This is a genomic window from Pseudomonas sp. ITEM 17296, from assembly GCF_028895205.1.
Classification (GTDB): domain Bacteria; phylum Pseudomonadota; class Gammaproteobacteria; order Pseudomonadales; family Pseudomonadaceae; genus Aquipseudomonas; species Aquipseudomonas kermanshahensis.
On the sequence record NZ_WJRS01000017.1, the window covers coordinates 73,670 to 99,843 of the forward strand.

Annotated in this window: 20 protein-coding genes; 5 read left to right on the forward strand and 15 right to left on the reverse strand. The window is 62.9% G+C overall.

Features of this window, described 5'->3' with window-relative positions; all coding sequences use genetic code 11:
* Positions 1-49 precede the first annotated feature (49 nt).
* The gene (locus tag GIB19_RS18585) at positions 50-2,479 is read left to right on the forward strand and encodes a TonB-dependent siderophore receptor (protein ID WP_099428378.1); all 2,430 of its coding nucleotides are present in this window, start codon (positions 50-52) and stop codon (positions 2,477-2,479) included.
* 96 nt (positions 2,480-2,575) lie between these two features.
* Here the strand turns inward: GIB19_RS18585 and GIB19_RS18590 are convergent, their stop codons facing one another.
* From GIB19_RS18590 to GIB19_RS18605, 4 genes are read right to left on the reverse strand one after another with little or no spacing between them, the layout of a single operon-like run.
* Entirely contained in the window at positions 2,576-3,733 is a 1,158-nt protein-coding gene (locus tag GIB19_RS18590; protein WP_238210423.1) for an osmoprotectant ABC transporter ATP-binding protein OsmV, read from the reverse strand.
* Positions 3,730-4,383, reverse strand: a complete 654-nt coding sequence (locus GIB19_RS18595; RefSeq protein ID WP_008090677.1) for an ABC transporter permease — start codon at positions 4,381-4,383, stop codon at positions 3,730-3,732. The genes GIB19_RS18590 and GIB19_RS18595 overlap by 4 nt, the downstream gene beginning before the upstream one ends.
* Positions 4,380-5,291, reverse strand: coding sequence for a glycine betaine ABC transporter substrate-binding protein (locus GIB19_RS18600; protein WP_274887536.1), 912 nt, complete (start codon positions 5,289-5,291; stop codon positions 4,380-4,382). The genes GIB19_RS18595 and GIB19_RS18600 overlap by 4 nt, the downstream gene beginning before the upstream one ends.
* Positions 5,292-5,304: 13 nt before the next feature.
* On the reverse strand, positions 5,305-6,018 hold the full coding sequence (locus GIB19_RS18605) for an ABC transporter permease (RefSeq protein WP_027595567.1): 714 nt from the start codon (positions 6,016-6,018) through the stop codon (positions 5,305-5,307).
* A gap of 546 nt (positions 6,019-6,564) precedes the next feature.
* Between GIB19_RS18605 and GIB19_RS18610 the strand changes: the two genes are divergently transcribed.
* Positions 6,565-8,148, forward strand: a complete 1,584-nt coding sequence (locus GIB19_RS18610) for a peptide chain release factor 3 (protein WP_027595568.1) — start codon at positions 6,565-6,567, stop codon at positions 8,146-8,148.
* A 506-nt stretch (positions 8,149-8,654) separates the two neighbouring features.
* Here GIB19_RS18610 and GIB19_RS18615 read toward each other — a convergent pair.
* Positions 8,655-10,061: an NAD(P)/FAD-dependent oxidoreductase gene (locus GIB19_RS18615; RefSeq protein ID WP_274887539.1), complete on the reverse strand. Its 1,407-nt coding sequence runs from the start codon at positions 10,059-10,061 to the stop codon at positions 8,655-8,657.
* A 64-nt stretch (positions 10,062-10,125) separates the two neighbouring features.
* Complete coding sequence (locus GIB19_RS18620; protein ID WP_274887541.1) at positions 10,126-10,935, reverse strand: AraC family transcriptional regulator; 810 nt, start codon at positions 10,933-10,935, stop codon at positions 10,126-10,128.
* A 232-nt stretch (positions 10,936-11,167) separates the two neighbouring features.
* On the opposite strand from GIB19_RS18620, the gene GIB19_RS18625 reads away from it, so the two are divergent.
* Positions 11,168-12,058: a hypothetical protein gene (locus GIB19_RS18625; RefSeq protein WP_027595571.1), complete on the forward strand. Its 891-nt coding sequence runs from the start codon at positions 11,168-11,170 to the stop codon at positions 12,056-12,058.
* Between the two features lie 212 nt (positions 12,059-12,270).
* Here the strand turns inward: GIB19_RS18625 and GIB19_RS18630 are convergent, their stop codons facing one another.
* From GIB19_RS18630 to GIB19_RS18670, 9 genes are all read right to left on the reverse strand, one after another.
* Positions 12,271-13,239, reverse strand: coding sequence for a peptide ABC transporter ATP-binding protein (locus tag GIB19_RS18630; RefSeq protein WP_099428382.1), 969 nt, complete (start codon positions 13,237-13,239; stop codon positions 12,271-12,273).
* A complete protein-coding gene (locus tag GIB19_RS18635; RefSeq protein ID WP_274887545.1) occupies positions 13,239-14,207 on the reverse strand; it encodes an ABC transporter ATP-binding protein in 969 nt (322 codons plus the stop codon). Before GIB19_RS18635 ends, GIB19_RS18630 begins: the two co-directional genes overlap by 1 nt.
* Positions 14,208-14,217: 10 nt before the next feature.
* Positions 14,218-15,144 carry an ABC transporter permease subunit gene (locus GIB19_RS18640; RefSeq protein WP_027595574.1) on the reverse strand — a complete coding sequence of 309 codons (927 nt, stop codon included), beginning with the start codon at positions 15,142-15,144 and terminating at the stop codon, positions 14,218-14,220.
* Between the two features lie 10 nt (positions 15,145-15,154).
* Positions 15,155-16,165, reverse strand: coding sequence for an ABC transporter permease subunit (locus GIB19_RS18645; RefSeq protein WP_016485006.1), 1,011 nt, complete (start codon positions 16,163-16,165; stop codon positions 15,155-15,157).
* A 91-nt stretch (positions 16,166-16,256) separates the two neighbouring features.
* On the reverse strand, positions 16,257-17,852 hold the full coding sequence (locus tag GIB19_RS18650) for an ABC transporter substrate-binding protein (RefSeq protein WP_033694295.1): 1,596 nt from the start codon (positions 17,850-17,852) through the stop codon (positions 16,257-16,259).
* A gap of 84 nt (positions 17,853-17,936) precedes the next feature.
* A complete protein-coding gene (locus tag GIB19_RS18655) occupies positions 17,937-19,316 on the reverse strand; it encodes an OprD family porin (protein ID WP_274887548.1) in 1,380 nt (459 codons plus the stop codon).
* A 188-nt stretch (positions 19,317-19,504) separates the two neighbouring features.
* On the reverse strand, positions 19,505-21,097 hold the full coding sequence (locus GIB19_RS18660) for an ABC transporter substrate-binding protein (RefSeq protein ID WP_274887550.1): 1,593 nt from the start codon (positions 21,095-21,097) through the stop codon (positions 19,505-19,507).
* 153 nt (positions 21,098-21,250) lie between these two features.
* The gene (locus tag GIB19_RS18665) at positions 21,251-22,876 is read right to left on the reverse strand and encodes an ABC transporter substrate-binding protein (protein ID WP_186675606.1); all 1,626 of its coding nucleotides are present in this window, start codon (positions 22,874-22,876) and stop codon (positions 21,251-21,253) included.
* Positions 22,877-23,274: 398 nt separating this feature from the next.
* A complete protein-coding gene (locus GIB19_RS18670) occupies positions 23,275-23,991 on the reverse strand; it encodes an SIMPL domain-containing protein (RefSeq protein WP_027595579.1) in 717 nt (238 codons plus the stop codon).
* A 202-nt stretch (positions 23,992-24,193) separates the two neighbouring features.
* On the opposite strand from GIB19_RS18670, the gene GIB19_RS18675 reads away from it, so the two are divergent.
* On the forward strand, positions 24,194-25,450 hold the full coding sequence (locus GIB19_RS18675; protein WP_027595580.1) for an ATP-binding protein: 1,257 nt from the start codon (positions 24,194-24,196) through the stop codon (positions 25,448-25,450).
* Positions 25,450-26,010 carry a response regulator transcription factor gene (locus GIB19_RS18680; protein ID WP_027595581.1) on the forward strand — a complete coding sequence of 187 codons (561 nt, stop codon included), beginning with the start codon at positions 25,450-25,452 and terminating at the stop codon, positions 26,008-26,010. The genes GIB19_RS18675 and GIB19_RS18680 overlap by 1 nt, the downstream gene beginning before the upstream one ends.
* Positions 26,011-26,174 lie beyond the last annotated feature (164 nt).

A 26,174-nucleotide genomic window follows, 5' to 3' on the forward strand; every position in this document is an offset into this window, starting at 1 on the left:
ATTTGCATGCGGTTGGCGTTTATCCCGAACTTCAGGATGTCTTGACGACGTGAACAACAACAAGCCTTTCCCACGCGTGCGCGCCCTGGCGCTGGCCCTTGCGGTCAGTGCCGTGGCCGTCAACAGCCAGGCCGAGCAGGCCGGCACTGCCATTCAGATCCAGGCGCAACCGCTGGCTTCGGCGCTAAGCCAGCTGGGCCAGCAAACCAACCTGCAGCTGTTCTACAGCCCGGAACTCGTGGCCGGTAAACAGGCCCCGGCAGTGTCCGGCAACCTGGCGCCGGTGCAGGCGCTGCAACAGTTGCTGCAAGGCAGCGGGCTGACGTTCGAGGTGTCGCAGGACACCGTGGTGGTCAAGCCACTGCCCACCACGCTCGACCTGGGCAGCGGTAGCCTGGAGCTGGCGCCCACCGACATCAAGGTTGTCGGCGACTGGTTGGGCGATGCTGACCAGGCCGTGGTCCAGAACCACCCAGGCGCGCGCACCGTGGTGCGGCGTGAGGCCATGGTGGAGAAGGGCGCGATGAACGTGCGCGACGTGCTGCGCGGTATCCCCGGCGTGCAGGTGCAGGATTCCAACGGCACCGGTGGCAGCGACCTGTCACTGAACGTTGGCGTGCGCGGCCTGACCTCGCGTTTGTCGCCACGCTCGACCGTGTTGATCGATGGCATCCCGGCTGCCTTCGCCCCCTATGGCCAGCCGCAGTTGTCGATGGCGCCGATCTCTTCGGGCAACCTCGACAGCATCGACGTGGTGCGCGGTGCCGGCTCTGTGCGCTATGGCCCGCAGAACGTCGGTGGGGTAATCAACTTCGTCACCCGGGCAATCCCGGAGCAGGCCTCGGCACAACTTTCCACCACCCTGGAAACCTCGCAGCACGGCGGCTGGAAGCACACCGAATCGGCCTTTGTCGGCGGCACCGCCGACAACGGCATGGGCGTTGCGCTGTTGTACACCGGGGTGAACGGCAACGGCTACCGCGAGAGCAACAACGGCAACGACATCGACGACGTCATCCTCAAGACCCACTGGGCGCCGACCGACGTCGACGAGTTCTGGCTCAACTTCCACTACTACGATGGCCGTGCCGACATGCCCGGTGGCCTGACCCAGGCTCAGTACGACAGCAACCCGTACCAGTCGCTGCGTGACTACGACTACTTTGCCGGCCGGCGCAAGGACGTGTCGTTCAAGTGGCAGCGCCAGCTCGACGACGCCACCCAGTTCGAAGTGCTGACCTACTACACCGACAGTTTTCGCGGCAGTGCCATCGCCTCGCGTGACATGAAGACCCTGTCCTCGTACCCGCGCAACTACCACACCTTCGCCATCGAGCCGCGGGTGTCGCGGATCTTCTTCGCCGGCCCGACCACCCAGGAAGTCAGTGTTGGCTATCGCTACCTGAAAGAAGCCATGCGCGAGCAGTCGACCCGCCTGGCGCTGATCGACAACGTACCGACGTCGACCCCGACCTCCGATGGCCACGTGTTCCAGGACCGCAGCGGCGGCACCGAAGCCAGCGCCTACTACATCGATGACAAGATCGACGTCGGCAACTGGACCATCACCCCGGGCGTGCGTTTCGAGCACATCAACACCGACTGGCGCGACCGCCCGGTGCTGGACGCCAACAACCGCCCGGTGGCGGAGAAAAAGCGCAGCATCACCAGCAACGAGCCGCTGCCGGCGCTGAGTGTGATGTACCACCTCTCCGATGCCTGGAAGGTGTTCGCCAACTACGAGACCTCGTTCGGCAGCCTGCAGTACTTCCAGCTGGGCCAAGGCGGCACCGGCAACAGCACGGCCAATGGCCTGGAGCCGGAAAAGGCCAAGACCTACGAGGTGGGTACGCGTTATGACAATGGCGGCTTCGCCGGTGAGCTGACAGCGTTCTACATCGACTTCGATGACGAGCTGCAGTACATCAGCAACGATGTCGGCTGGACCAACCTGGGCGCCACCAAGCACCAAGGGATCGAGGCGTCGGTGCGCTATGACCTGGCCGGGCTGGATGCACGGCTGGAGGGGCTGTCGGTCAATGGCGGCTATACCTATACCCGCGCGACCTACGAGGGGGAGATTCCTGGCTTCAAGGGCCGTGATCTGCCGTTCTATTCACGCCAGGTGGCCACTGCCGGCGTGCGTTACGCGGTCAACCACTGGACCTGGAACCTGGACGCCTACGCCCAATCCAAGCAGCGCGCGCCGGGTACCGGTATCAATGCCGATGGCAGCTTCAATGGCGACTACATCACCGAGCCGAGCGCCGATGGGCAGTATGGCGACATTCCGGGCTACGTGACCTGGCATGCCCGCGGTGGGTACGACTTCGGGCCGAAGCTGTCCAACCTGACGCTGGCGGCGGGGGTGAAGAACCTGTTCGACAAGCAGTACTTCACCCGCTCCAGCGATAACAATGCGGGGATTTATGTGGGTGAGCCGCGGACGTTCTATGTGCAGGCCAGTGTAGGGTTCTGATGTAGCGTCGCCTGCTTCGCGGGTAAACCCGCTCCCACAGGAATTACGCAGGACCTGTGGGAGCGGGTTTACCCGCGAAGAGGCCAACTCATTTCTTCAGGAGACCACCGCCTCAGCCGGCGAAACAATGCTGGTCTTCGCCCCCCGCGAACGCCCCGAGCTCAGGTAAGCCGCAATCGACTCCTGCGTCACCTCGCCCAAGAACACCTGCTCGGCATCCAGCACCGGCAACCACGACCGATTGAACTCGTACATCCGCGACAGCAGGATGCGCAAGTGCTCATCGTGCGACGCCGTGGCGTTGAATTGGCGCAGGAAGTCGCCACAGGTCCCTTGCTGGCGGTGCATGTCGCGCCGGCGCACATAGCCCAGCGCTTTGTTCTGCGCATCGGTCACCACCACATAGCGGCGGTCGTGCTCGTCCAGCAGCTCCAGCGCATCGCTCACCGGCGTCTCCGGGCTTACCGACGGTGCGTTGTCTGCCGCATCCTCGGCGCGCACCAGCAACAGGCGTTTCAATGTGCTGTCCTGGCCGACGAAGTTGCTGACAAAATCATCCACCGGGTGCGCCAGCAGGGTGTCCGGGTGGTCCAGCTGCAACAGCTTGCCGGCACGGAAGATGGCAATCTTGTCGCCCAGCTTGATCGCTTCGTCGATGTCGTGGCTGACCATGATCACGGTCTTGTTCAGCGCCCGCTGCATCTCGAAGAACTCGTTCTGGATCATCTCGCGGTTGATCGGGTCGACCGCGCCGAACGGCTCGTCCATCAACAGCACCGGGGCCTCGGCCGCCAGCGCACGGATCACACCAATACGCTGCTGCTGGCCGCCGGACAGCTCGCGTGGGTAGCGCTGCAGGTACTGCTTGGGTTCGAGCTTGATCATGTGCATCAGCTCGCGGGCGCGGTCGTGGCACTTCTGCTTGTCCCAACCGAGCAGGCGCGGGACCACGGTGATGTTCTCTTCGATGGTCATGTTGGGGAACAGGCCGATCTGCTGGATCACGTAGCCGATGCGCCGGCGCAGGGTCACTTCGTCCAGCGCGCTGGTGTCTTCGCCATTGATGAACACTTGGCCCGAGGTGGGGGTGATCAGGCGGTTGATCATCTTCAGCGTGGTGCTCTTGCCGCAGCCCGAGGGGCCGAGGAACACGCAGATTTCGCCCTCGTTGACGGTGAGGTTGACCGCGTCGACGGCTTTGACGTCCTTGCCGTTGACGTTGAAGGTTTTGCTGAGGTTCTTGAGTTCGATCATGAGCGCAGTCCTTCTGGAGTCAGGGCACGTTGCAGGGTTTGCAGCAGCAGGTCGGCGATGATCGCTAGCAGGCTGACCAATACGGCGCCGACCAGCAGCATCGACATGTCGCTGCGGCTGATGGAGGTGAGGATGAGGACGCCCAGGCCGCCGGCACCGATGGTCGCGGCAATGGTCATCACGCCGATGTTCATCACCACGGCGGTGCGCACGCCGGCCAGGATCACCGGCACCGCGATGGGCAGCTCGACCATGCGCAGGCGCTGGCCGAAGGTCATGCCGATGCCGCGCGCGGCTTCACGGATGCCGGGCTCGACGTTGGTCAGCGCCAGGTAGGTGTTGCGCAGAATCGGCAGCAGTGAATAAAGGAACACGGCGGTGATCGCCGGCAGCGGGCCGAGGCCCTGGCCGAACTTGGAGTAGAACGGCAGCAGCAGGCCGAACAGGGCGATCGAGGGGATGGTCAGGAGCACCGTGGCACTGGCTTGCAGGGGGCCGGCGACGGCCGGGAAGCGAGTCATCAGGATGCCCAGTGGCACGCCGACGAGGATGGCCAGGCTGACGGCAATGCCGACCAACATGATGTGCTGCCAGGTCAATTGCAGGACCTGGGCCCAATCGAGGTGGGCGAAGGTGTCGAGCAGGCTCATGGCTGTACCTCCTTCAAGGGGTGTTCACGCAGGAAGGCTGCGGCCACGGCGGTCGGGTTCTGGTGTTCGACGTCGACCTTGGCGTTGAGCTGACGCATGGTTTCGTCGTCGAGCTGCTCGGCCAGCGGTTTGAGCAGGGCGGCCAATTGCGGGTTGGCGTCGAGCACGGCTTTGCGTACGACAGGCGCAGCGGTGTAGTCAGGGAAGTAGTGCTTGTCGTCTTCGAGCAACTTGAGGTCGAACGCGTTCAGGCGCCCGTCGGTGGTGTAGACCAGCCCGGCGAACACCTGGTTGTTGTGCATGGCGGTGTAAACCAGCCCCGCGTCCATCTGGCGGATGTTGGCCCTGCCGACTTGCAGGTTGTACATGGCTTTGAGGCCGACCAGGCCGTCCGGGCGATTGGCGAACTCGGTGTCCAGGGCCACCAGGTGGTTGCGTTTGCTTTCGTCACGTAGCACCTGGTTGAGGTCGCTGATCGTATTCACCTGCGGGTAGGCCTCGGCGACCTCTTTAGGCAGGCCAAGGGCATAGGTGTTGCTGAATTTCGACGGGGTCAGCCAGATCAGGTCTTTTTTCGCATCAAGCGCCTTGACCTTGGCGTAGGTGGCTTCGGCGTTTGGCATGCGTTCATCGATGTGGTTGTACGACACCAACGACACACCGGTGTACTCCCACATCAGGTCGAGCTGGCCGGTTTCCTGCGCCTGGCGTGCAATGCTGCTGCCAAGGCCGGTGGTCACGCGCACATCGAAGCCGTTGGCGCGCAGGTATTGGGCGGTGATTTCGGCAAGCACGGTCTGTTCGGTGAACACCCTCGCACCGATACGCACCAGCGGTTTGTCCGCTGCCTGGGCAACACCTGTAAACAGCAGGGCTGCGCCGAGCAGCAAGGCGATTCTCTTCTTCATACGTTCCCTCGTCTTATTGGGCCAGGCCACGTTCCAGCCAGCGCTTGCTGGAGAAGCTCACCAGGGCGTCGAGCAGCAATGCCAGCAGCGCCGTACACGCGGCACCCAGCAGCAGCTGCGGCTGGTTGTTCAAGGCAATGCCAGGGAAAATCAGGCTGCCCAGGCTGTTGGCGCCAATCAGGAATGCCAGGGGTGCGGTGCCCACGTTCAGCGCCAGGGCCACACGCACACCGCCGACGATGATTGGCACGGCATTGGGCAGTTCCACCTGCCACAGTTGCTGGCGCGGGGTCATGCCGATGCCGGTGGCGGCTTCTTTGAGCGAGGCGGGGACGTTTTTCAGGCCTTCGTAAGTGTTGCGCACGATGGGCAGGAGGGAGGCGAGGAACAGCGCGAAGATCGCGGGCCCGGCGCCGATGCCCAGGATACTGAGCGCGATGGCCAGAACGGCCAGCGGGGGGATGGTGTTGCCAACGTTGAAGAACTGCATGAAGCGCTCGGCTTTGTCGACCCGGTGCGGTCGACTTAGCGCAATGCCAGCGGGGATGCCCACGGCCAACGCCGCCGCCATCGAAGCCAGCACCAGTATCAGATGCGCTTGCAGGTAGAACCCAAGATCGTCGCGGTAACGCGCGATCGTGTCGATGCCGATCCAGTGGATCAGCAGGGCCAGGATGACGAGCACGGTGGCGCATCCCAACAGCCCTTTTCCGTAGCGTGTAGCCACAGGCGGACTCCTTGTGTTGTCGGCGAGCACACTCTTTTTTTGGCCGGCCATACCTGGCAGCGAGTGGTGTGTTCGCGAGTAGCAGCGTGAAGCAACCGAAGGCTGCGATCAGGCCATGAGCCGAACCCCGTCGGGCCCGAAAAAGCTGATGAAACCAGTCCCCAACCGAAGCGGGTTGCAGGGGAGTGGACGTCTCCGAGGGCGTAAAGGTTCCCATCTGAGGCGGCATTTGGCCAGTGTTAATCACTGGTGGATATTAAATATGGCGAGAAAAAACAGCGACTTAACGCGCTGAAGGCGTTGAAATAACTGGCCTGTAGCCTTTTGTCGTGATAAAGCGTGTGCCTTCTGAATTTGTATTGGCTGTGCCGGCCCTTTCGCGGGTAAACCCGCTCCCACAGGGTTAAGCCTTGTACGGTCCCTGTGGGAGCGGGTTTACCCGCGAATAGGCCGGCACAGGCACCACTCATTCCTCCAGTTTTGGTCCAGGCCCAACTTCAGGTATGATATCGCCCCTTTTTGAATCCCCCAGTCAGGCGATTTCCCATGACCAACCAGGCCGCCGAAGTCGCGAAGCGCCGCACTTTCGCCATTATTTCCCACCCCGACGCCGGTAAGACCACCATCACCGAGAAGCTCCTGCTGATGGGCAAGGCCATTGCCGTCGCCGGTACCGTGAAGTCGCGCAAGTCCGACCGCCACGCCACCTCCGACTGGATGGAAATGGAGAAGCAGCGCGGCATCTCGATCACCACCTCGGTGATGCAGTTCCCGTACCGCGAGCACATGATCAACCTGCTCGACACCCCCGGCCACGAAGACTTCTCGGAAGACACCTACCGCACCCTGACCGCAGTGGACTCGGCGCTGATGGTGCTCGACGGCGGTAAAGGTGTAGAGCCGCGCACCATCGCCCTGATGGATGTCTGCCGCCTGCGCGACACGCCCATCGTCAGCTTCATCAACAAACTCGACCGTGACATCCGCGACCCGATCGAACTGCTCGACGAGATCGAAGCCGTTCTGAAGATCAAGGCCGCGCCGATCACCTGGCCGATCGGTTGCTACCGCGATTTCAAGGGCGTGTACCACCTGGCCGGCGACTACATCATCGTCTACACCCCGGGCCACGGCCATGAGCGTACCGAGGTCAAGATCATCGAGAAGCTCGATTCCGATGAAGCCCGTGCGCACCTGGGTGACGAATATGATCGCTTCCTCGAGCAGCTTGAGCTGGTTCAGGGCGCTTGCCATGAATTCGATCAGGACGAGTTCATCAATGGCCAGCTGACGCCGGTGTTCTTCGGTACCGCACTGGGCAACTTCGGTGTCGACCATGTACTCGACGCCGTTGTCGACTGGGCGCCGCGCCCGCTGGCCCGTGTGGCCCACGAGCGTACCGTGGAGCCGGTGGAAGAGAAGTTCACAGGCTTCGTGTTCAAGATCCAGGCGAACATGGACCCGAAACACCGCGACCGTATCGCCTTCATGCGCATCTGCTCGGGCAAGTACGAGAAGGGCATGAAAATGCGCCACGTGCGTACCGGCAAGGACCTGCGCATCGGTGACGCGCTGACCTTCTTCTCTTCCGAGCGCGAGCAGCTGGAAGAAGCCTTTGCTGGCGACATCATCGGCCTGCACAACCACGGCACCATCCAGATCGGCGACACCTTCACCGAAGGCGAGGCGCTGGGCTTCACCGGTATTCCGCACTTCGCTCCAGAGCTGTTCCGCCGTGTGCGCCTGAAAGACCCGCTCAAGTCCAAGCAGTTGCGTCAGGGCCTGCAGCAATTGGCCGAAGAGGGCGCGACCCAGGTGTTCTTCCCAGAACGCAGCAACGACATCATCCTCGGTGCGGTCGGTGTGCTGCAGTTCGATGTGGTCGCCAGCCGCCTGAAGGAAGAGTACAAGGTCGAATGCGCCTACGAGCCGATCACTGTGTGGTCCGCGCGCTGGATCAGCTGTGACGACAAGAAGAAGCTCGAGGAATTCCAGACCAAGGCCATGGAGAACCTGGCCATCGACGGTGGCGGTCACCTGACCTACCTGGCGCCGACCCGGGTCAACCTGTCGCTGATGGAAGAGCGCTGGCCGGACGTCAAGTTCCGCGCTACCCGCGAACACCACTGATCCCAGGGCTGATCTAGCCCCCTGTAGGCGCAGCCTTGTGCTGCGAAGAGGCCGGTAATATCACCCACATTAGGTGGTGGTTTCACCGGCCTCTTCGCAGCACAAGGCTGCTCCTACAAAAAGCCCTGTTGATGCTGATTGCCCAGATCCGTGTCTGCGCCACCCGCGAACACCACTGATCCCGGGGCTGATCAAGCCCCCTGTAGGAGCAGCCTTGTGCTGCGAAGAGGCCGGTAATAACACCCATATTGGTGTTGGTTTCACCGGCCTCTTCGCAGCACAAGGCTGCTCCTACAAAAAGCCCTGTTGATGCTGATTGCCCAAATCCGCGTCTGCGCGCTACCCGCGAACACCACTGATCCCAGGGCTGATCAAGCCCCCTGTAGGAGCAGCCTTGTGCTGCGAAGAGGCCGGTAATAACACCCATATTGGTGTTGGTTTCACCGGCCTCTTCGCAGCGCAAGGCTGCTCCTACAAAAGCCATGCTAATTGCACCTGCAGCTTTATCACTGCATGAAGCCTTCCATGAAGTCTGCGAGCGAGCTGGCCAGGCGCCGCCTCCAAGGCGCGCTGGCGGGGTTGGCGAGGGTTCGGTCCTCGTGCACGAAGCTTTGGATGATCGCGTTGTAGCCCAGCCAGCGGCAGGGCTCGGCCGGCCAGGTGGCCAGGCTCGACAGCGGACGGTTGTCGAGCACCCAGGGTTGTGCGGTCAGTGCGTTGTGCTGGTTGAGGATCAGCGCAGCCAGGGTGCGCCCGCCGAGGTTGGTGGCTCCGACGCCTTCGCCGCCATAGCCACCGGCCAGGGCAATACCGCGTTGGCGGTCGCACAGCATGTGCGGGCGGAAGCGCCGGGCCATGCCCAGGTTGCCGCCCCAGGAATGGGTGATGCGCACATGCTTGAGCTGGGGGAACAGCTCGCTGAATAGGTAGCGGCGCAGGTCAACTTCGGCATCGGTCAGGGTGAAGTCTTCGCGTAGCCGGCCACCGAAGCGGTAGCCGCCGCGGGCGCCGAACACCAGGCGATTGTCGGCCGTGCGCTGGCCATAGGTAACCTGGCGGCTGCTTTCGCTGAACGCCTGGCCCTGGCTCAGGCCGATCTGCTCCCAGGTCGATTCCGGCAGTGGCTCGGTGGCCACCAGCAGGCTCTGCACTGGCAACTGATGCTTGCCCAGCGGTGGCAGGCTGGCGGCGTAACCTTCCACAGCGGGCACCGTCCACTGGCAGCGGATGCGTGCCAGCGGGGTACGCACTTCACCCGGCTGCCAGTCGATGGCAGGGGTGTTCTCGTAAATCGGCACGCCGAGGTTTTCTACCGCCCGGGCCAGGCCGCGCGCCAGCTTGGCCGGCTGGATCGTTGCGGTGTGCGGGCTGTAGATCGCACCGTAGGCGTTGCTGACCCGCAACTGGGCGTCCAGCTGCTCGGGGCGCAGCCAGCGGTAGTCATCCTCGGTCATGCCCTGGCGGTAGAGGTCGTCCAGGTAGGCGCGCAGGCTGCGCTCCTGCTCGGGGTAGCGGGCAGCGCAATACAGCACGCCACCTTTGCGGTAGTCGCAGTCGATGGCTTCGCGTTGCAGCACGGCGTGCACTTCATCGGGAATGCCGTGCAGCAGGTCGATGCTGGCGCGGCGTTGTTGCGGCGACAGGCTGGCCAGCAGGCGGTCCTCGCCGAGCAGGTTGCCCATCAGCCAGCCGCCATTGCGCCCCGATGCGCCGAAGCCGGCGACGTTGGCTTCGATCACCGCGATGCTCAGCTGTGGCGCCTGGCGCTTGAGGTAGTACGCGGTCCACAGGCCGGTATAACCGGCGCCGATGATGCACACGTCAACGTCGAGGTCATCGCGCAGTGCCGGGCGCGCGCGCAGCGGCTCGTCGAGCTGGTCCATCCACAGGCTGAGCGTGCGCAGGGGTTGCATCGGGTTCGGCTCCACATCGGTCAAGGTCTGTGGGCGATCCTAGTGCTGTCAGCCAGCGGCTGTCTTACGTGCGTGCACGCAGAGAAATTTGCTTGAGGTAGGCCTTGGGCGTGAGCCCGGTGTGCTCGCGGAAGCACTTGTAGAACGCCGACAGCGAATTGAAGCCCGCGCTGAATGCCAGGTCGTCGATCGGAGCCTGGGCAGTGTCGTCATCCAGGCTGGCCATCAGGTGCTGCAGGCGCGCCTGGTTGACGTAGCGGTAGAAGCTTTGGCCCAGCACCTGGTTGAGCAGGTAGGAGATCTGGTTGCGGCTGTAGCCGCTGGCATCGGCGACCTGTTGCAGGTCGAGTTCCGGGTCGAGGTAGGGGCGTTGACGCTGGAAGTAGTGCTCCAGGTCCTGGGCCATGGTCGACAGCTGGCGCGGCGAAAGGCCGAGGCGGCTGGTGGCCGGTCGCGGCCCGGCGTTGGTCAGCCCCTTGCCCTGCTGTCGCACCAGCGTGGCGTATTCGTTGACCCGCCAGATCAGGCCATCCTTGACGGTGATGGCCTCGCTGGACTGGAACGCGACTAGGCCTTCGCCGCCCTGCACGGTGACCTGGTACTGGATGAAGGCAGTGCAGCCATCGACGCGGATGCGGTCGCTGTGGACGATATCTTCACCCGCCTCACGTGGCAGGCTGGCGCGCACGTAGTCGCGCAGGTCGTTGAAGCCGAGCACGCGGTTCTGGAAGAAGTCGTGGTACCGCACGTCTGGGTGATACAGCGCAATGACGCCGTCGAGGTCGCGGTGCTTCCAGCACAGGTGATAGCGCATCACGGTTTCGGCGGTGATGGGCGTCTGTTCGGGGCCGTCGGCAGGGGGGGTAGAACGCATTGGCAAATAGTGCCGGTGGCAGTGGCGGTAGGCAAGCCAGTGGGCGCGGCCAGAAGACATTGCATAAACCCTGAGCCTGTACGAGCAAACCGGGTGTTTTGCACGACTCCAGGAAACGTGTTTGAGCTAACCCGTTGATTCGCTTGAAAGTCATTTTTTGACACATGTGGCACGGCCTCTGCACCGATCATCACGCGACTGGTCCCGATGCTCACAATAAAGGCGAAAAACCATGATCCCCTCTGCCGAATATCCGTATGTCGATTCCCAGAATCGTTCAGGCGTGTCCTGGGCGGCCATCTTCGCGGGTGCCGCTGCTGCTGCCGCGCTGTCTTTGATCCTTGTGGTGCTCGGTGCGGGGCTTGGCTTTGCCGCCACTTCGCCCTGGGCAGATGAAGGTGCCAGCGCCCAGACCTTGGGCGTGTCGGCGATCATTTGGTTGTTGTTGACGCAGATTCTCGCTTCAGGCCTGGGCGGCTATATCGCCGGCCGGCTGCGGGTGAAGTGGGCCAATTTGCATGGCGATGAAGTGTATTTCCGCGACACGGCCCATGGCTTCCTCGCCTGGGCAGTGGCCACGCTGGTTGCGGCCATGCTGATCGTTGGCACCGTCGGTGGTTTGGCCGGTGCGGGCGTGCAGGCCGGGGCGACGGCGGTTGGGGCGGCTGCGAGCATGGCGCCCAAGCCTGATGCCAATGGTTACTTCGTCGACAGCCTGTTCCGTAGCGATGGCCCAGCAGCGGTCAGCGACGATGCTGCCAACGGCGTAGCGGCGCGCATCCTGGCCAAGTCCATCGCGCAGGGTGGCACGCTGGCTGAAGGTGACCGCGCGTATCTCGCGCAATTGGTGGCCCAGCGTACCCGCTTGAGCCAGGCGGAAGCCGAAGCACGGGTAGATGAAGTGTACGCCCAAGTGCAGCAGGCCAAGGTGCAGGCAAAACAGGCGGCTGATACGGCGGCCAAAGTGGCGGCCTGGACGGCGCTGTGGACCTTCGTTGCGCTGCTCTGCGGTGCGTTCTTTGCCAGCCTGGCTGCGTTGTTCGGTGGCCGTCAGCGTGATCGCGTGCTGTGGCTGGAAGGGGAAGGCGTGGGCTACACGACCCATCGAAGCATTCAACGTTAAGGAAGGAGAAACAATATGCGCTCATTACTGCTGTGGATGCTTGGGGTACCGATTCCGGTGATCATCCTGATCGCGATATTCATGCATTGAGACATGGGGCCGCTTTGCGGCCCTTCGCGGGGCAAGCCCGCTCCCACAGATCTCACACTGTTCTTGAGGGCAGTGTGATATCTGTGGGAGCGGGCTTGCCCCGCGAAGAATGTCACACCGACCTAGAGAAATTGCTCTGCATAATGGCAGGCGACTTGCCGGGTTCCCACTTGCCTGAAGGCCGGCACTTCAACAGCACACCGCTCCGTCGCATACGGGCAACGCTTGTGAAACGCGCAGCCATCCGGCGGGTTCAACGGGTTGGGTAATTCCCCCGCAATGCGAATCTTAGGCTTCAACGGGTCTGGATGAATCGCCGGTGTTGCCGACAGCAATGCCTGGGTATAAGGGTGCAGCGGCTTCTCGTAGATATCCGCTTTCGGCCCCATCTCCGCCGGCCGCCCCAGGTACATCACCAACACCTGATCCGCCACATGCCGCACCACCGCCAGGTTGTGCGAGATGAATACGTAAGCGGTGTTGAATTCCTTCTGCAGGTCCATGAACAGGTTCAGCACCTGTGCCTGGATCGACACGTCCAGTGCAGAGGTCGGCTCGTCCGCCACCAGCACCTTGGGCTGCAGCATCATGGCCCGGGCCAGGGCGATACGCTGACGCTGCCCCCCCGAGAACATGTGCGGGTAGCGCTGGTAGTGCTCGGGTCGCAGGCCGACCTGCTCCATCATCTTCTGCACTTTCTCGCGCCGCTCGGCCTTGTTCAGCGAGGTATTGATCAGCAGTGGCTCGGCCAATTGGTCGCCGATCTTCTGGCGCGGGTTCAGCGAGGCATACGGGCTTTGGAAGACCATCTGCACATCGCGGCGCAGTTGCTTGCGCTCGGCCTTGCTGGCGCCTGTGACCTCGGTGCCGGCGATCTGCAGCGAGCCGGAGGAGGGCTCTTCGATCAAGGTCAGGGCGCGGGCCAGGGTCGATTTGCCACAGCCGGATTCACCGACCACAGCCAGGGTCTTGCCGGCCTCCAGCTCGAACGATACGCCATTGAGCGCACGCACCAGGGCATGGCCCTTGAACAGGCCGCGGGACACTTCGTAATGGCGAGTCAGCTCGCGGGCAGTAAGTACGACGGCCATCACGCCACCTCCTGGTTCAGCGGGTAGAAGCAACGCACCAGGCTGTGTGCCTGGGGGGCGAGGGGCGGGCGCTGTTGCCGGCAGTTGTCCTGCACGTACGGGCAACGCGGCGACAGCAAGCAACCTTGTGGCCGGTCGTAACGGCCAGGGACGATGCCGGGCAGGGTGGCCAGGCGCTCGGCGCCCAGGCTGTGCTCGGGGATCGCCGCCAGCAGGGCTTCGGTGTAGGGGTGTGCGGGGACGTCGAACAGCTCGGGCACCTGGCCCACTTCTACCGCTTGCCCGGCGTACATCACACACACGCGGCGGGCGGTTTCAGCCACTACGGCCAGGTCATGGGTAATGAGAATGAGCGCCATGTTGCGCTCTTTCTGCAGGTTGACCAGCAGCTCCATGATCTGCGCCTGGATGGTCACGTCGAGGGCGGTGGTGGGTTCGTCGGCGATCAGCAGCTTGGGTTCGCCGGCAATCGCCATGGCGATCGCCACGCGCTGGCTCATGCCGCCAGACAGCTGGTGCGGATACGCGTCCAGGCGGCTTTCCGCGGCCGGGATCTCGACTTTTTTCAACAGTTCCAGGGCCCGCTGGCGCGCAGCCTTGCCCTTCAGGCCCAGGTGCTGGCGCAGCACTTCTTCGATCTGGTAGCCCACGGTGAAGCTCGGGTTGAGCGCGGTCATCGGGTCCTGGAAGACCATGGCGATGTCCTTGCCCACCACCTTGCGGCGCTGGCGGCCGCTGAGCTTGAGCATGTCGGTGCCGTTGAACGTCATGGTATCGGCGGTGATGCGCCCGGGGGCGTCGATCAGGCCCATCAGGGCCATCATGGTGACGGATTTGCCCGAGCCGGACTCGCCGACGATGGCCAGGATCTCACCGGCATCCACGGCCAGGTCCAGGCCATCCACCACCGGTACTGCATGGGCGTCGCCGAAGCGCACATTGAGGTTGTTGATCTGCAACAGTGACATGGCGTTCTCCTCAGGCGGCGTTCTTGAGTTTCGGGTCCAGCGCATCGCGCAGTCCGTCGCCCATCAGGTTGATTGCCAGCACGCTGAGCAGAATGGTCACCCCCGGCAGGCTCACCACCCACCAGGCCCGCTCGATGTAGTCGCGGGCCGAGGCCAGCATGGTGCCCCACTCGGGAGTGGGCGGTTGCACGCCCAGGCCGAGGAAGCCCAGGGCCGCGGCGTCGAGGATCGCCGAGGAGAAACTCAAGGTGGCCTGCACGATCAACGGCGCCATGCAGTTGGGCAGCACGGTGACGAACATCAGCCGCGGCAAGCTGGCACCGGCCAGGCGGGCGGCGGTGACGTAGTCGCGGTTGAGTTCGCCCATTACCGCGGCGCGGGTCAGGCGCACATAGGCAGGCAACGAGACGATGGCGATGGCGATCACGGTGTTGATCAGGCCAGGGCCGAGGATGGCGACGATGGCCACGGCCAGTAGCAGCGAGGGCAGGGCTAGCATCACGTCCATCAGGCGCATGATCGAGGGGCCGAGGAAGTGCGGAAAGAAGCCGGCCAGCAGGCCCAGCAGAATCCCCGGGATCAGCGACATCACCACCGACGACAGGCCGATCAGCAATGACAGCCGGGCGCCCTGGATCAAGCGCGACAGCAGGTCGCGGCCCAGTTCGTCGGTGCCGAGGATGAACTGCCAGGTACCGCCTTCGAGCCACACCGGCGGGGTCAGCAGGAAGTCGCGGTACTGCTCGCTCGGGTCATGCGGTGCGACCCAAGGGGCGAACAGGGCGCAGAACACCACCAGGCACATGAAGGCCAGGCCCATCACCGCGCCTTTGTTGCGCGAGAAGGCGTGCCAGAATTCCTTGTACGGCGAGGGGTAGAGCAGGCTTTGGTCCACCGGGCTGGCCGGTGCGACGGATTTTGCAATCGGGCTAGTCATGGCAAAGGCCTCAGCGCTGATGACGGATGCGTGGGTTGGCCAGGCCGTAGAGGATGTCCACGACGAAGTTGACCAGAATCACCAGGCAGGCGATCAACAGGATGCCGTTCTGGACCACGGGGTAGTCACGGGCACCAATGGCTTCGATCAGCCATTTGCCGATGCCCGGCCAGGAAAAGATGGTTTCGGTGAGCACGGCGCCGGCCAGCAGTGTGCCGACTTGCAGGCCGAACACGGTGAGCACCGGGATCAGCGCGTTACGCAGGCCGTGCACGAACACCACGCGGGCGGGCGACAGGCCCTTGGCGCGGGCGGTGCGGATATAGTCTTCGCGCAGTACTTCGAGCATCGACGAGCGGGTCATGCGGGCGATCACCGCCAGCGGAATGGTGCCCAGTACGATGGCCGGCAGGATCAGGTGCATCACCGCATCCTTGAACGCGCCTTCTTCGTCACTGAGCAGGGTGTCGATCAGCATGAAACCGGTTTTCGGCTCGATGTCGTAGAGCAGGTCGATGCGCCCGGACACCGGCGTCCAGCCCAGGCTGACCGAGAAGAACATGATCAGGATCAGGCCCCACCAGAAAATCGGCATGGAGTAGCCAGCGAGCGAGATGCCCATCACCCCATGATCGAACAGCGAGCCCCGCTTCAGTGCCGCGATCACCCCGGCCAGCAGGCCGACGATGCCGGCGAACAGCAGGGCGGCGAAGGCCAGCTCCAAGGTGGCGGGGAACAGGGTGAGGAATTCGGTCCACACGCTCTCGCGGGTACGCAGCGATTCGCCCAGGTCACCCTGGGCGAGCTTGCCCACATAGTCCAGGTACTGGACCGGCAGTGGCTTGTTCAGGCCCAGGCGCTCCATGGCCTGGGCGTGCATTTCGGGGTCGACCCTGCGCTCGCCCATCATCACTTCCACCGGGTCGCCGGGGATCAGGCGTATGAGCGCGAAGGTGAGCAAGGTGATACCGAAGAAGGTCGGGATCAGCAGGCCCAGGCGCCGGGCAATAAAACTCAACATTGTCGGGGTTACCTCTTCAGGCCTGGCGGCAGTCAGCACGCCACGGCAGTGCCGCCGGTCCCCGTGTGGGCTGCCGGCGGTCGTTGTTTTTCTACTTCACCCGGGTGGTGGCGAAGTTGTTGTTGGTCAGAGGGTTGATCACGTAACCCTCCACGTTGTCACGCATGGCGGTAAACACCTTCGGGTGGGCCATGCTGATCCAGGGTTGGTCGTCATCGTACACCTTCAATGCCTCGCTATAGAGCCTTGCACGCGCGTCGTTATCGATCACCTCGCGGGCTTGGGTGATCAACGCCTGGAATTTCGAGTTGCACCAGCGCGCGTAGTTCTCGCCATTTTTCGCCGCCTCGCAGCTGAGCAGCGGGGTGAGGAAATTGTCTGGGTCGCCGTTGTCGCTGGCCCAGCCGGTGGACACCAGGTCGGCTTCGCCTTTTTTTGCCCGGCGCAGCATCTCGGCCCACTCCATGACGCGGATGTCGAGCTTGATGCCAACCTTGGCCAGGTCTGATTGCAACATCTCGGCCGACAGCCGCGGGTTGGGGTTGGTCGGGCCGCCGCCGTTGCGGGTGAACAGGGTGATGACCGTACCCTCCGGCACACCGGCCTCCTTGAGCAGCGCACGTGCCTTGTCCAGGTCGCGGGGTGGGTTTTTGTTGTCGCGGTTGAAGCCGATCATTGACGGCGGGTAGGGGTTGATAGCGACCAGGGCGTTGCCTTTGCCGAATAGCTGATCGACGTGGGACTGGCGGTCGAAGGCCATGTCGATGGCTTTGCGCACCCGCACATCACTGAGGTATTTGTGCTCGGTGTTCATGGCGATGTAGCCGGTAACCAGTGCTTCGGTGTTGGCGATCTTGAGCTTAGGGTCAGCCTTGATCGACGGCACGTCCTCGGGCTTGGGGTATAGCGCTACCTGGCATTCGTTGGCGCGTAGCTTCTGCAGGCGGACGTTGCTGTCGCTGGCGATGGCAAAGATCAGGGCATCGGCCGGTGGTTTGCCACGGAAGTAGTCTGGGTTGGCCTTGTAGCGGACCTGTGCGTCCTTGCTGTAGCGCTGGAAGATGAACGGGCCGGTGCCGATCGGCTTGCTGTTGAGGTCGCCTGTCTTACCTGCCTTCAGCAACTGGTCGCCGTATTCGGCGGAGTAGATCGAGGTGAAGCCCATGGCCATGTCACGCAGAAACGGTGCTTCCGGGCGGGTGAGGGTGATCACCACGGTGTGATCGTCAGTCTTGTCTACCGACTTGAGCAATTTGCCAAAGGCCATGCTTTCGAAATACGGGTAGCCGACGCTGGTCTTGTCGTGCCAGGGGTGTTGAGGGTCGAGCTGGCGGCGCAGGCTCCACAGCACGTCGTCGGCATTGAAGTCGCGGGTGGGCGTGAAGTAGTCGGTGGTGTGGAACTTCACCCCCTGGCGCAGGTGGAAGGTGTACGTCAGGCCATCAGCGGAGATGTCCCAGCGTTCCGCCAGTGCCGGCTGGATGTCGGTCGTCCCGGGGGTGAAATCGACCAGGCGGTTGAACAGGGTTTCGGACGAGGCATCGAACGTCACGGCCGTGGTGTACTGGACGACATCGAAGCCCTCGGGGCTGGCTTCGGTACACACCACCAGCGGCTTGGCCGCAAGCGGCGCGGCGCTGCCCAGGATGAGCGCTGCCAGGGCAGCGCGGAGCGGTAGCGATTTCATGAATACTCCCTGCAAGCTTTGATTCCAGCGTAGCCGCCACGGCCTGTTTTTTTCAGTGGGCGAAGCAGGCCGTGGCGTCATGGGTCAGAGGATGTTGAACGGAATGGTGGTCACCACGCGGAACTCGTCCAGGCTGCCATCGGCCTGGGCCTTGCTGGCGCGGTGTGCGGTGTAGGTGGCGCGGATACTGGTGTCTTTCAGCGGGCCGCTCTGCACCGCGTAGCTGGTGCCGATGCCCCACTCGTAGTGGGTCTCGCCGTCCAGCCCCTTCACGTCATAGGCGGTGCCGCGGTAGTGGGTGCCGTCGATGCCCCAGCCGCGGGCGTTGTACAGGTTGAACTTCAGGCCCGGCACGCCGTAGGGCGCCATGTTCAGCACATAGGAAATCTGCAGGGATTTCTCGTTGGGGCCGTTGAAGTCCGAGAGCAGCGAGTTGGCCAGGTAGATGCCGTTGGTTTCGTGCAGGTAGTCGAAGTACTCGTTGCCGTTGACCTGCTGCCAGGCGGCGGAGAGTGTGTGGGCCTGGTGGGTCAGGCCAAGCGACAGGCTGTAGGTGTCGTTGTCGATCTCACCCATCTTCTTGCTGCCTTCGTCCACGGTCTTGTAGTAGTTCAGACCGGTGCTCAGGCTGAGTACGGCGCTGTCGCCCAGCACGTGGTTGGCGCCGAAGTAGTACTGGTTCCAGAAGTCGTCGACTTTGGTGGCGTACAGGCTGGTGGTCAGGCTCTTGAACGGCTGGTAGTTGACCCCGGTGGTGCTGGCGCGGTCGGTCTCGACGCCAGCGGCGCCATACTCGCTGCGGAACTTGCTGAGGCTTTGCTCGGTGCGCGGCGAGACGCGGTCGAAGGTGCCCAGGTCGAACGAGAGGTTGTCGAATTCGGCACTGTGCAGAAAGGCACCCTGGAAGCTCGAAGGCAGGGCGCGGTTGCCGATGTAAGCGATCATCGGCGTGTCCACCGACTGGCGGCCGACGGTGAGTGTGGTGTTGGACACACGGGCTTTGATGTTGCCCAGGCCCAGCTTGCTCCACTGGCCGATGGGGTCGCCGTCGCTGTGGGTCAGCGTCCGGTTGTTGGGGCCGGCGATGGCCTCGCGGTCTTGTAGCAGGGCAACGGCGTTGTAGCCGGCCGCCTCGACGGCAAAGCCCACGGTGCCTTGGGTAAAGCCCGAGCTGTAGTTGAGGATGGTGCCTTGCAGCCAGTTCTCGCGGCTGTGGGTGTCGTGGCGGGTGCCGTCGCTTTTGTAGTACTTCCACAACGGCCCGCGGGCGGCGCGCTCGCGGGCATACCAGTTGCGGGTAGAGCCAGACAGGCTCTGGCCGTCGACGAAGCCGGTCGCCTGGTCTTGCTCACTGCCTGTCTTGAGGGTGAGCGGGACGTAGTCCTGGCGCTGAGGGTCGGCTCCGACCACGGAGCAAAAGCTGCCGATGGTTAAGGCCAGTGCGGTTGAGGTGAATATTCTCAAGGTGAAAGCTCCCTTTCCTTTTTCTAGTTATTACCGGCCTTGTGAGCCGGGTGTTTTGCTGCGGTGTTGCCAGGTTTGCCTGGGGTTGCCGGGCTAATCAGGGGGAGAGGTGTTGCCTGCACTGACCTCTTCGTGGGGAACCTGTGGGAGCGGGTTTACCCGCGAAGAGGCCGGCGCAGGTTGAAAAATCAATCAACACTCACACCGGAAAAATCATTGCGGCCAAAGGGGCTGACCTTGAAGTCGGAAACCTTGACACTGATCGGCTGGTTCACCGTGGAATGCGCCACCGGGGTAATCGGCACCTGTTGCTTGAGCCGCTGCTGGGCCTGGCGGTAGAGGGCGGTGCGCTGGTCGCGGTCAGTCACCTGCTTGGCCTGCTTGACCAGGCTGTCGTACTGCGGGTCGCACCACAGGGAGTAGTTGTTGCTGCCGATGGCGTCGCAGTTGTAGAGGGTGCCGAGCCAGTTGTCGGGGTCGCCGTTGTCACCGGTCCAGCCGATCAGGGCGATGTCGTGCTCGCCGCTTTTCATGCGCTTGAGGTACTCGCCCCATTCGTAGCTGACGATGCGCACCTTGAAGCCCAGCTTGTTCCAGTCGGCCTGGAGCATCTCGGCCATCAGCTTGGCGTTGGGGTTGTACGGGCGCTGCACCGGCATGGCCCATAGGGTGACTTCGGTGCCGTCCTTGACCCCGGCCTGCTTGAGCAGTTGCTTGGCTTTTTCCGGGTCGAAGGGAGCGTCCTTGAGGCTGTCGTCATAGGACCATTGGGTGGGCGGCATGGCGTTCACTGCCAGTTGCCCGGAGTCCTGATACACCGCCTGCAGGATCGCCTGCTTGTTGACTGCCATGTCCATGGCCTGGCGCACTTCCAGGCGGTCGAAGGGCGGGTGCTGGGTGTTGTAGGCGATGTAGCCGAGGTTGAAGCCGGGCCGTTGCAGCACCTCGAGCGTCTTGTCGGCCTTGAGCGCTGGCAGGTCGGCCGGCCGAGGGTGCAAGGTGACCTGGCATTCGTTGCGGCGCAGCTTCTGGATGCGCACCGAAGGGTCGGTGTTGATCGAGAACACCAGGTTGTCGATCTTCACCTCATCCGGAGCCCAATAGTCCTTGTTGCCCTTGAAGCGGATCTGCGCGTCCTTCTGGTAGCGCTGGAACACGAACGGCCCGGTGCCGATGGGCTGCTGGTTGATGTCGCTAGGGCGCCCGCGGGTCATCAATTGCTCGGCGTATTCGGCAGACAGGATGGACGCGAAGCTCATGGCAAGGTTCTGAATGAACGCGGCGTCGACCTTGTTCAGAGTGAACACCACGGTCAGCGGGCCGGCCTTCTCGATGCGGGCGATGTTCTTGTCCAGGCCCATGCTGACGAAGTAGGGGAACTCGGTGGGGTAGGCCAGCCGGAACGGGTGGCCTTTGTCGAGCATGCGGTTGAAGGTGAACAGCACGTCGTCGGCATTGAAGTCGCGGCCTGGGGTGAACGCCTTGTTGGCGTGGAACTTGACGCCCTCGCGCAGGTGGAAGGTGTAGCGCAGGCCATCCTCGGAGATGTCCCATTTGGTTGCCAGGGCCGGGTGCACGGCAGTGCCGCCGCGTTCGAATTCGACCAGGCGGTTGTAGATCGGCTCGGCGGCGTCGTTGTCGGTGGCGCTGGTGTACTGGGCGGTGTCGAAACCCGCCGGGCTGCCTTCGGAACAGAACACCAGGTTTTTCGCGAGCAGGGCCGGGGATTGGCTCATCAGGCCCAGCGCGAGCAGGGTCGAAACGGCGGTGGCATGGCGCATGGCAAGTCCTTGTTCGTCTGTTTCGCCGCCTCGGGGTACGAATGGCGGCAACAGGTTGCCTATCCCGCTGCGGGTAGCAGCAGGCAGGCGTTATGGAGGTTGGCTGTGGTGGGGCAGGCACCCGCCGCGCGGCGGGTGCCGGGGGCTACCCTATTAGTTGTCCACGCTGACGCCGTAGAAGGCATTCAGCCCAAACGGACTGATCTTGAAGTCCTTCACCTTGACACTCATGGGCTGGTACACGGTGGAGTGGGCGATCGGGGTGATCGGCACCTGCTGCTTGAGGATGTGCTGCGCCTGTTGATACAACTCGGTGCGTTTGGCTTGGTCAGAGGTGGCTTTGGCCTGTTTGATCAGGTCGTCGTAGGGCTTGTAGCACCACTTGGAGAAGTTGTTGCCGTCGATCGCATCGCAGCCATAAAGCGTACCTAGCCAGTTGTCCGGGTCACCGTTGTCGCCGCTCCAGCCGATTAGCATGGCGCCCTGTTCACCGCCTTTGGAGCGCTTGATGTACTCGCCCCATTCATAACTGACGATCTTCGCCTTGATGCCGATCTTGGCCCAGTCCGATTGCAGCATTTCGGCCATCAGCTTGGCATTGGGGTTGTACGGGCGTTGCACGGGCATGGCCCACAGGGTGATCTCGGTGCCCTCCGGGATGCCGGCTTGCTTGAGCAACTGCTTGGCCTTTTCCGGGTCGTAGGGGGCGTCCTTGATGCTGTCGTCATAGGACCACTGGGTAGGCGGCATGCCGTTTACCGCCAGCTGGCCGGCACCCTGGTAAACCGATTCGATGATCTTCTTCTTGTCCACCGCCATGTCCAGTGCCTGACGCACTTCGAGCTTGGCCATGGGGTTGGGCACGCTGCTGCCCTTGATCTTGTCCATCACGTTGTAGGCAATGTAGCCGAGGTTGAAGCCGGCCTGTTGCGGCATCTGCAGGCTCTTGTCGGCCTTGAGCGGCTCGATGTCGGCCGGGCGCGGGAACAGCGTGACCTGGCACTCGCCTTTCTTGAGCTTCTGCATGCGCACCGAGGCATCGGTGGTGATGGCGAAGATCAGGTTTTCGAGCTTCACGTCCTCGGGTTTCCAGTAGTCCTTGTTGCCCTTGAAGCGGATTTGCGCGTCTTTCTGGTACTTGCTGAACACGAATGGGCCGGTGCCGATCGGTTTCTGGTTGAGGTCGGCGGCCTTGCCGCCTTTCAGCAACTGGTCGGCATACTCGGCAGACTGGATGGACGCGAAGCTCATCGCCAGGTTCTGGATGAACGCGGCGTCCACCTCGTTGAGGGTGAAGCGCACGGTGTGCTCGTCGACCTTCTCGAGCTTGGCGATGTTCTTGTCCATGCCCATGTCGGTGAAGTAGGGGAATTCGGTGGGGTAGGCCTTACGGAACGGGTGGTTCTTGTCGAGCATGCGGTTGAACGTGAACAGCACGTCATCGGCATTGAATGTGCGGGTGGGCTTGAAGTAGTCGGTGGTGTGGAACTTGACCCCTTCGCGCAGGTGGAAGGTGTAGGTCTTGCCGTCGTCGGACACTTCCCATTTAGTCGCCAGGCCCGGGATCACGGCGGTACCGCCGCGTTCGAACTGGGTCAGGCGGTTGAACACGGTCTCGGCCGAGGCGTCGAAGTCGGTTCCCGTCGTGTATTGCCCTGGGTCGAAGCCAGCCGGGCTGCCTTCGGAGCAGAACACCAGGTTGGACGCTGCGTGGGCGAGCGGGGCGCCGGCCAGCAAACCTGCACCTAGCAGGAACGGAATGACTGCGTGTTTGAGCATGGTGGCCTCATTGTTGTCATTTTTGATTGAGGTGGCCTCGTGAGCCGACCTGAGGATACTTATGCAGGGGCTGTTCCCAATGCAACACTCAGAAGGATAGTTGGCGCCAGAAAGGTGGCACGAGCGTACATGGATGTCGCATCGGTATAACTTTCGACGAAGTTGAACGTTTGCGCGGGCAAAATGATGGCAATTGCAGGATGTTTCGAGGGGGAGGAATCTGTAAGCCGCACCTTAAAAGTGCGTAGGAAATGTCTTAAATTGCAGAATTGGGGCTGCTTTGCAGCCCAGCGCGACGCAAGGCCGCTCCTACAGGTGCAGCGCAAGCCTTAGGATCTGCGCTGCACCTGTAGGAGTCGGCTTGCCGGCGATTGGGCCGCAAGGCGGCCCCATTCAGATCAGGGCATCTGAACTTCGATCAAACCATCGGCATTCATGCTCACTTCGCTGGTACCCGCTTCGATATCCGGGGCCGGCGCCGCTTCGTCAGCGCCCATGGCTTTCATGGCCATCGGTGCGCTGCGCAGGTACGGGCGTGGGTAGCCGCTGCTGTTGAGGTTCAGGTTGACCACTTTGTAGCCCTTGCCACCCAGCGCCTCGGTGGCCAGCTGTGCGCGTGCCTTGAAGGCATTGACCGCGTCCTTGAGCAAATCATCTTCGCTGGCCTTGCGCGTGGCCGGGGCGATGGAAAAGTCCATGCCGCCCATTTTCAGGTCTTGCAGCAGGTCGGCGGTCAATTGCGACAGGGCCGGGAAGTTGGCGCTTTCCAGGCGCAGCTCGGCGCGTTCACGCCAGCCGGTGATCTTCTGCCCTTTGCTGTCATAGACCGGGTAGCTGTTGCGGCTGCCCTGGCTGATCTTCACATCCTTGACCTGGCGAGACTGCTGCACAGCCTTGTTCATGGTCTCGGTGATCTCTTTGGCAAGTTTGCCCGGGTCGGTGTTCTGCGCTTCGCTGTAGAGGGTCACGACCATCAGGTCGCGTGGCACTTCCTTGCTGACTTCGGCACGCAGCGACACCTGGTTGAAGCGCGGCTCATCGGCCGCCAGCGCAGGCAGGCTGGCGAGCAGGCCGCAAGACAGGATCAAGGCAGTGCCGCGACGAGGGATTTGCATGTAAGACTCCTTGGCAATAAAAGGGCGTGGGTGCTGGCTCTCCATTCCACGCATGGCCCATCAGACCGGGAACAGTGTAGTGGGTTCAAAAGTGCCATCATGAACCTGTGACAAAGTGTGGCGCTTTGCCGCATCGCTGCAGCGAGGCGCCCGGCTTCGGTATACTCCAGCCGATTTTCTGGAGCACTCATCAGGAGAGCTCATGCTCGCCGACGTACAACCGTTGTCCGCTACACGTCAGAACCTCTGGCGCCTGACTGTTATTCGCGTGCTGGTCCTGGCTGCCCAGGCAGGCTCCGTGGGCGTCGCCTACTGGACCGACCTGCTGCCCTTGCCGTGGTTTTCGCTGGCGGCGACGCTGGCCCTGTCGTCCATCTTGTGCGCCTTCACCGCGTTGCGCCTGCGCCTGTCGCTGCCCGTTACCGAAATGGAATATGCACTGCAGCTTGCCTGTGACCTGCTGATCCACAGTGCCTTGCTGTATTACTCCGGCGGCTCGACCAACCCGTTCGTTTCGTATTACCTGGTGCCGCTGGCCATTGCTGCGGTGACCTTGCCCTGGCTCTATTCGCTGATTCTTTCGGGCATTGCCCTGACGGCCTACAGCCTGCTGCTGGTGCAGTTCTACCCGCTGGAAGGGCTGCCGCTGGCGCGCGACAAGATGCAGGTCTACGGCATGTGGCTGAGCATCGCCCTGGCGGCAGCGGTCATTACCTTCTTTGCCGCGCGCATGGCCGAAGAACTCCGCCGCCAGGAACAGCTGCGTTCCGAGCGCCGTGAGGAGAGCCTGCGCGATGAGCAGTTGCTGGCCGTGGCCACCCAGGCCGCTGGCGCTGCCCACGAACTGGGCACCCCGCTGGCGACCATGAGCGTGCTGCTCAACGAAATGCGCCAGGACCACCCCGACCCGCTGTTGCAGGAAGACCTGCAGATCCTTCAGGACCAGGTCAAACTGTGCAAGGAGACCTTGCAGCAACTGGTGCGTGCTGCCGAGGCCAACCGCCGCCTGGCGATGGTCGAGCAGGACGTTACTGCCTGGCTGGACGAAGCGCTGAACCGTTGGCACCTGATGCGGCCCGAGGCCAGCTACCGCTTCCAGCGCCTCAGGGATGGCCAGGTACCGCGCCTGACCCCGCCACCGGACCTGACCCAGGCGCTGCTGAACCTGCTGAACAATGCAGCCGACGCGTGTCCGGACGACCTTGAGGTGCGCCTTGACTGGGACGCCCAGGACATTGTCATCAGTATCCGTGACCATGGCCCCGGTGTACCCCCAGCGATCGCCGAGGCGATTGGCAAACCCTTTATTACCACCAAGGGCAAAGGCTTCGGCCTGGGCCTGTTCTTGAGCAAGGCCAGCGTGACGCGTGCGGGCGGTTCGGTGAAACTCTATAGTCATGAGCAGGGTGGCACCCTGACCGAATTGCGCCTGCCCCATGGCAAGCGAGGAGATGAATGATGAGTGACGAAACCCAGCTTGAAAGCGAAGAGCTGCCGCACCTGCTGCTGGTGGATGACGATGCCACCTTCACCCGGGTCATGGCGCGCGCCATGAGCCGTCGCGGGTTCCGCGTGAGCACTGCAGGCTCCGCCGAAGAAGGGCTGATCCTGGCCCAGCAGGACCTGCCGGACTACGCCACGCTGGACCTGAAGATGGAAGGCGACTCGGGGCTTGTGCTGCTGCCCAAGCTGCTAGAGCTGGACCCGGAAATGCGCGTGGTGATCCTGACGGGTTATTCCAGCATCGCCACCGCGGTCGAGGCGGTCAAGCGCGGCGCCTGCAACTACCTGTGCAAGCCGGCCGATGCCGACGATGTACTGGCTGCGTTGCTTTCCGAGCATGCCGACCTGGATGCCCTGGTGCCAGAAAACCCGATGTCGGTCGACCGCCTGCAGTGGGAGCACATCCAGCGCGTGCTGAACGAGCACGAGGGCAATATCTCGGCCACGGCGCGGGCGCTGGGCATGCACCGGCGGACCTTGCAGCGCAAACTGCAGAAGCGGCCGGTTCGGCGCTGAATCGGCGTTGACCCTTCGCGGGGCAAGCCCGCTCCCACAGGGACACCACTGAGCCCGAGAAGGGTGGGCACCTGTGGGAGCGGGCTTGCCCCGCGAAGGGGTCGCCACTGACAGAAATTGCCCAGTATCGCATCCCGATCCCCGCAACTCGCAGCCGTTGACGT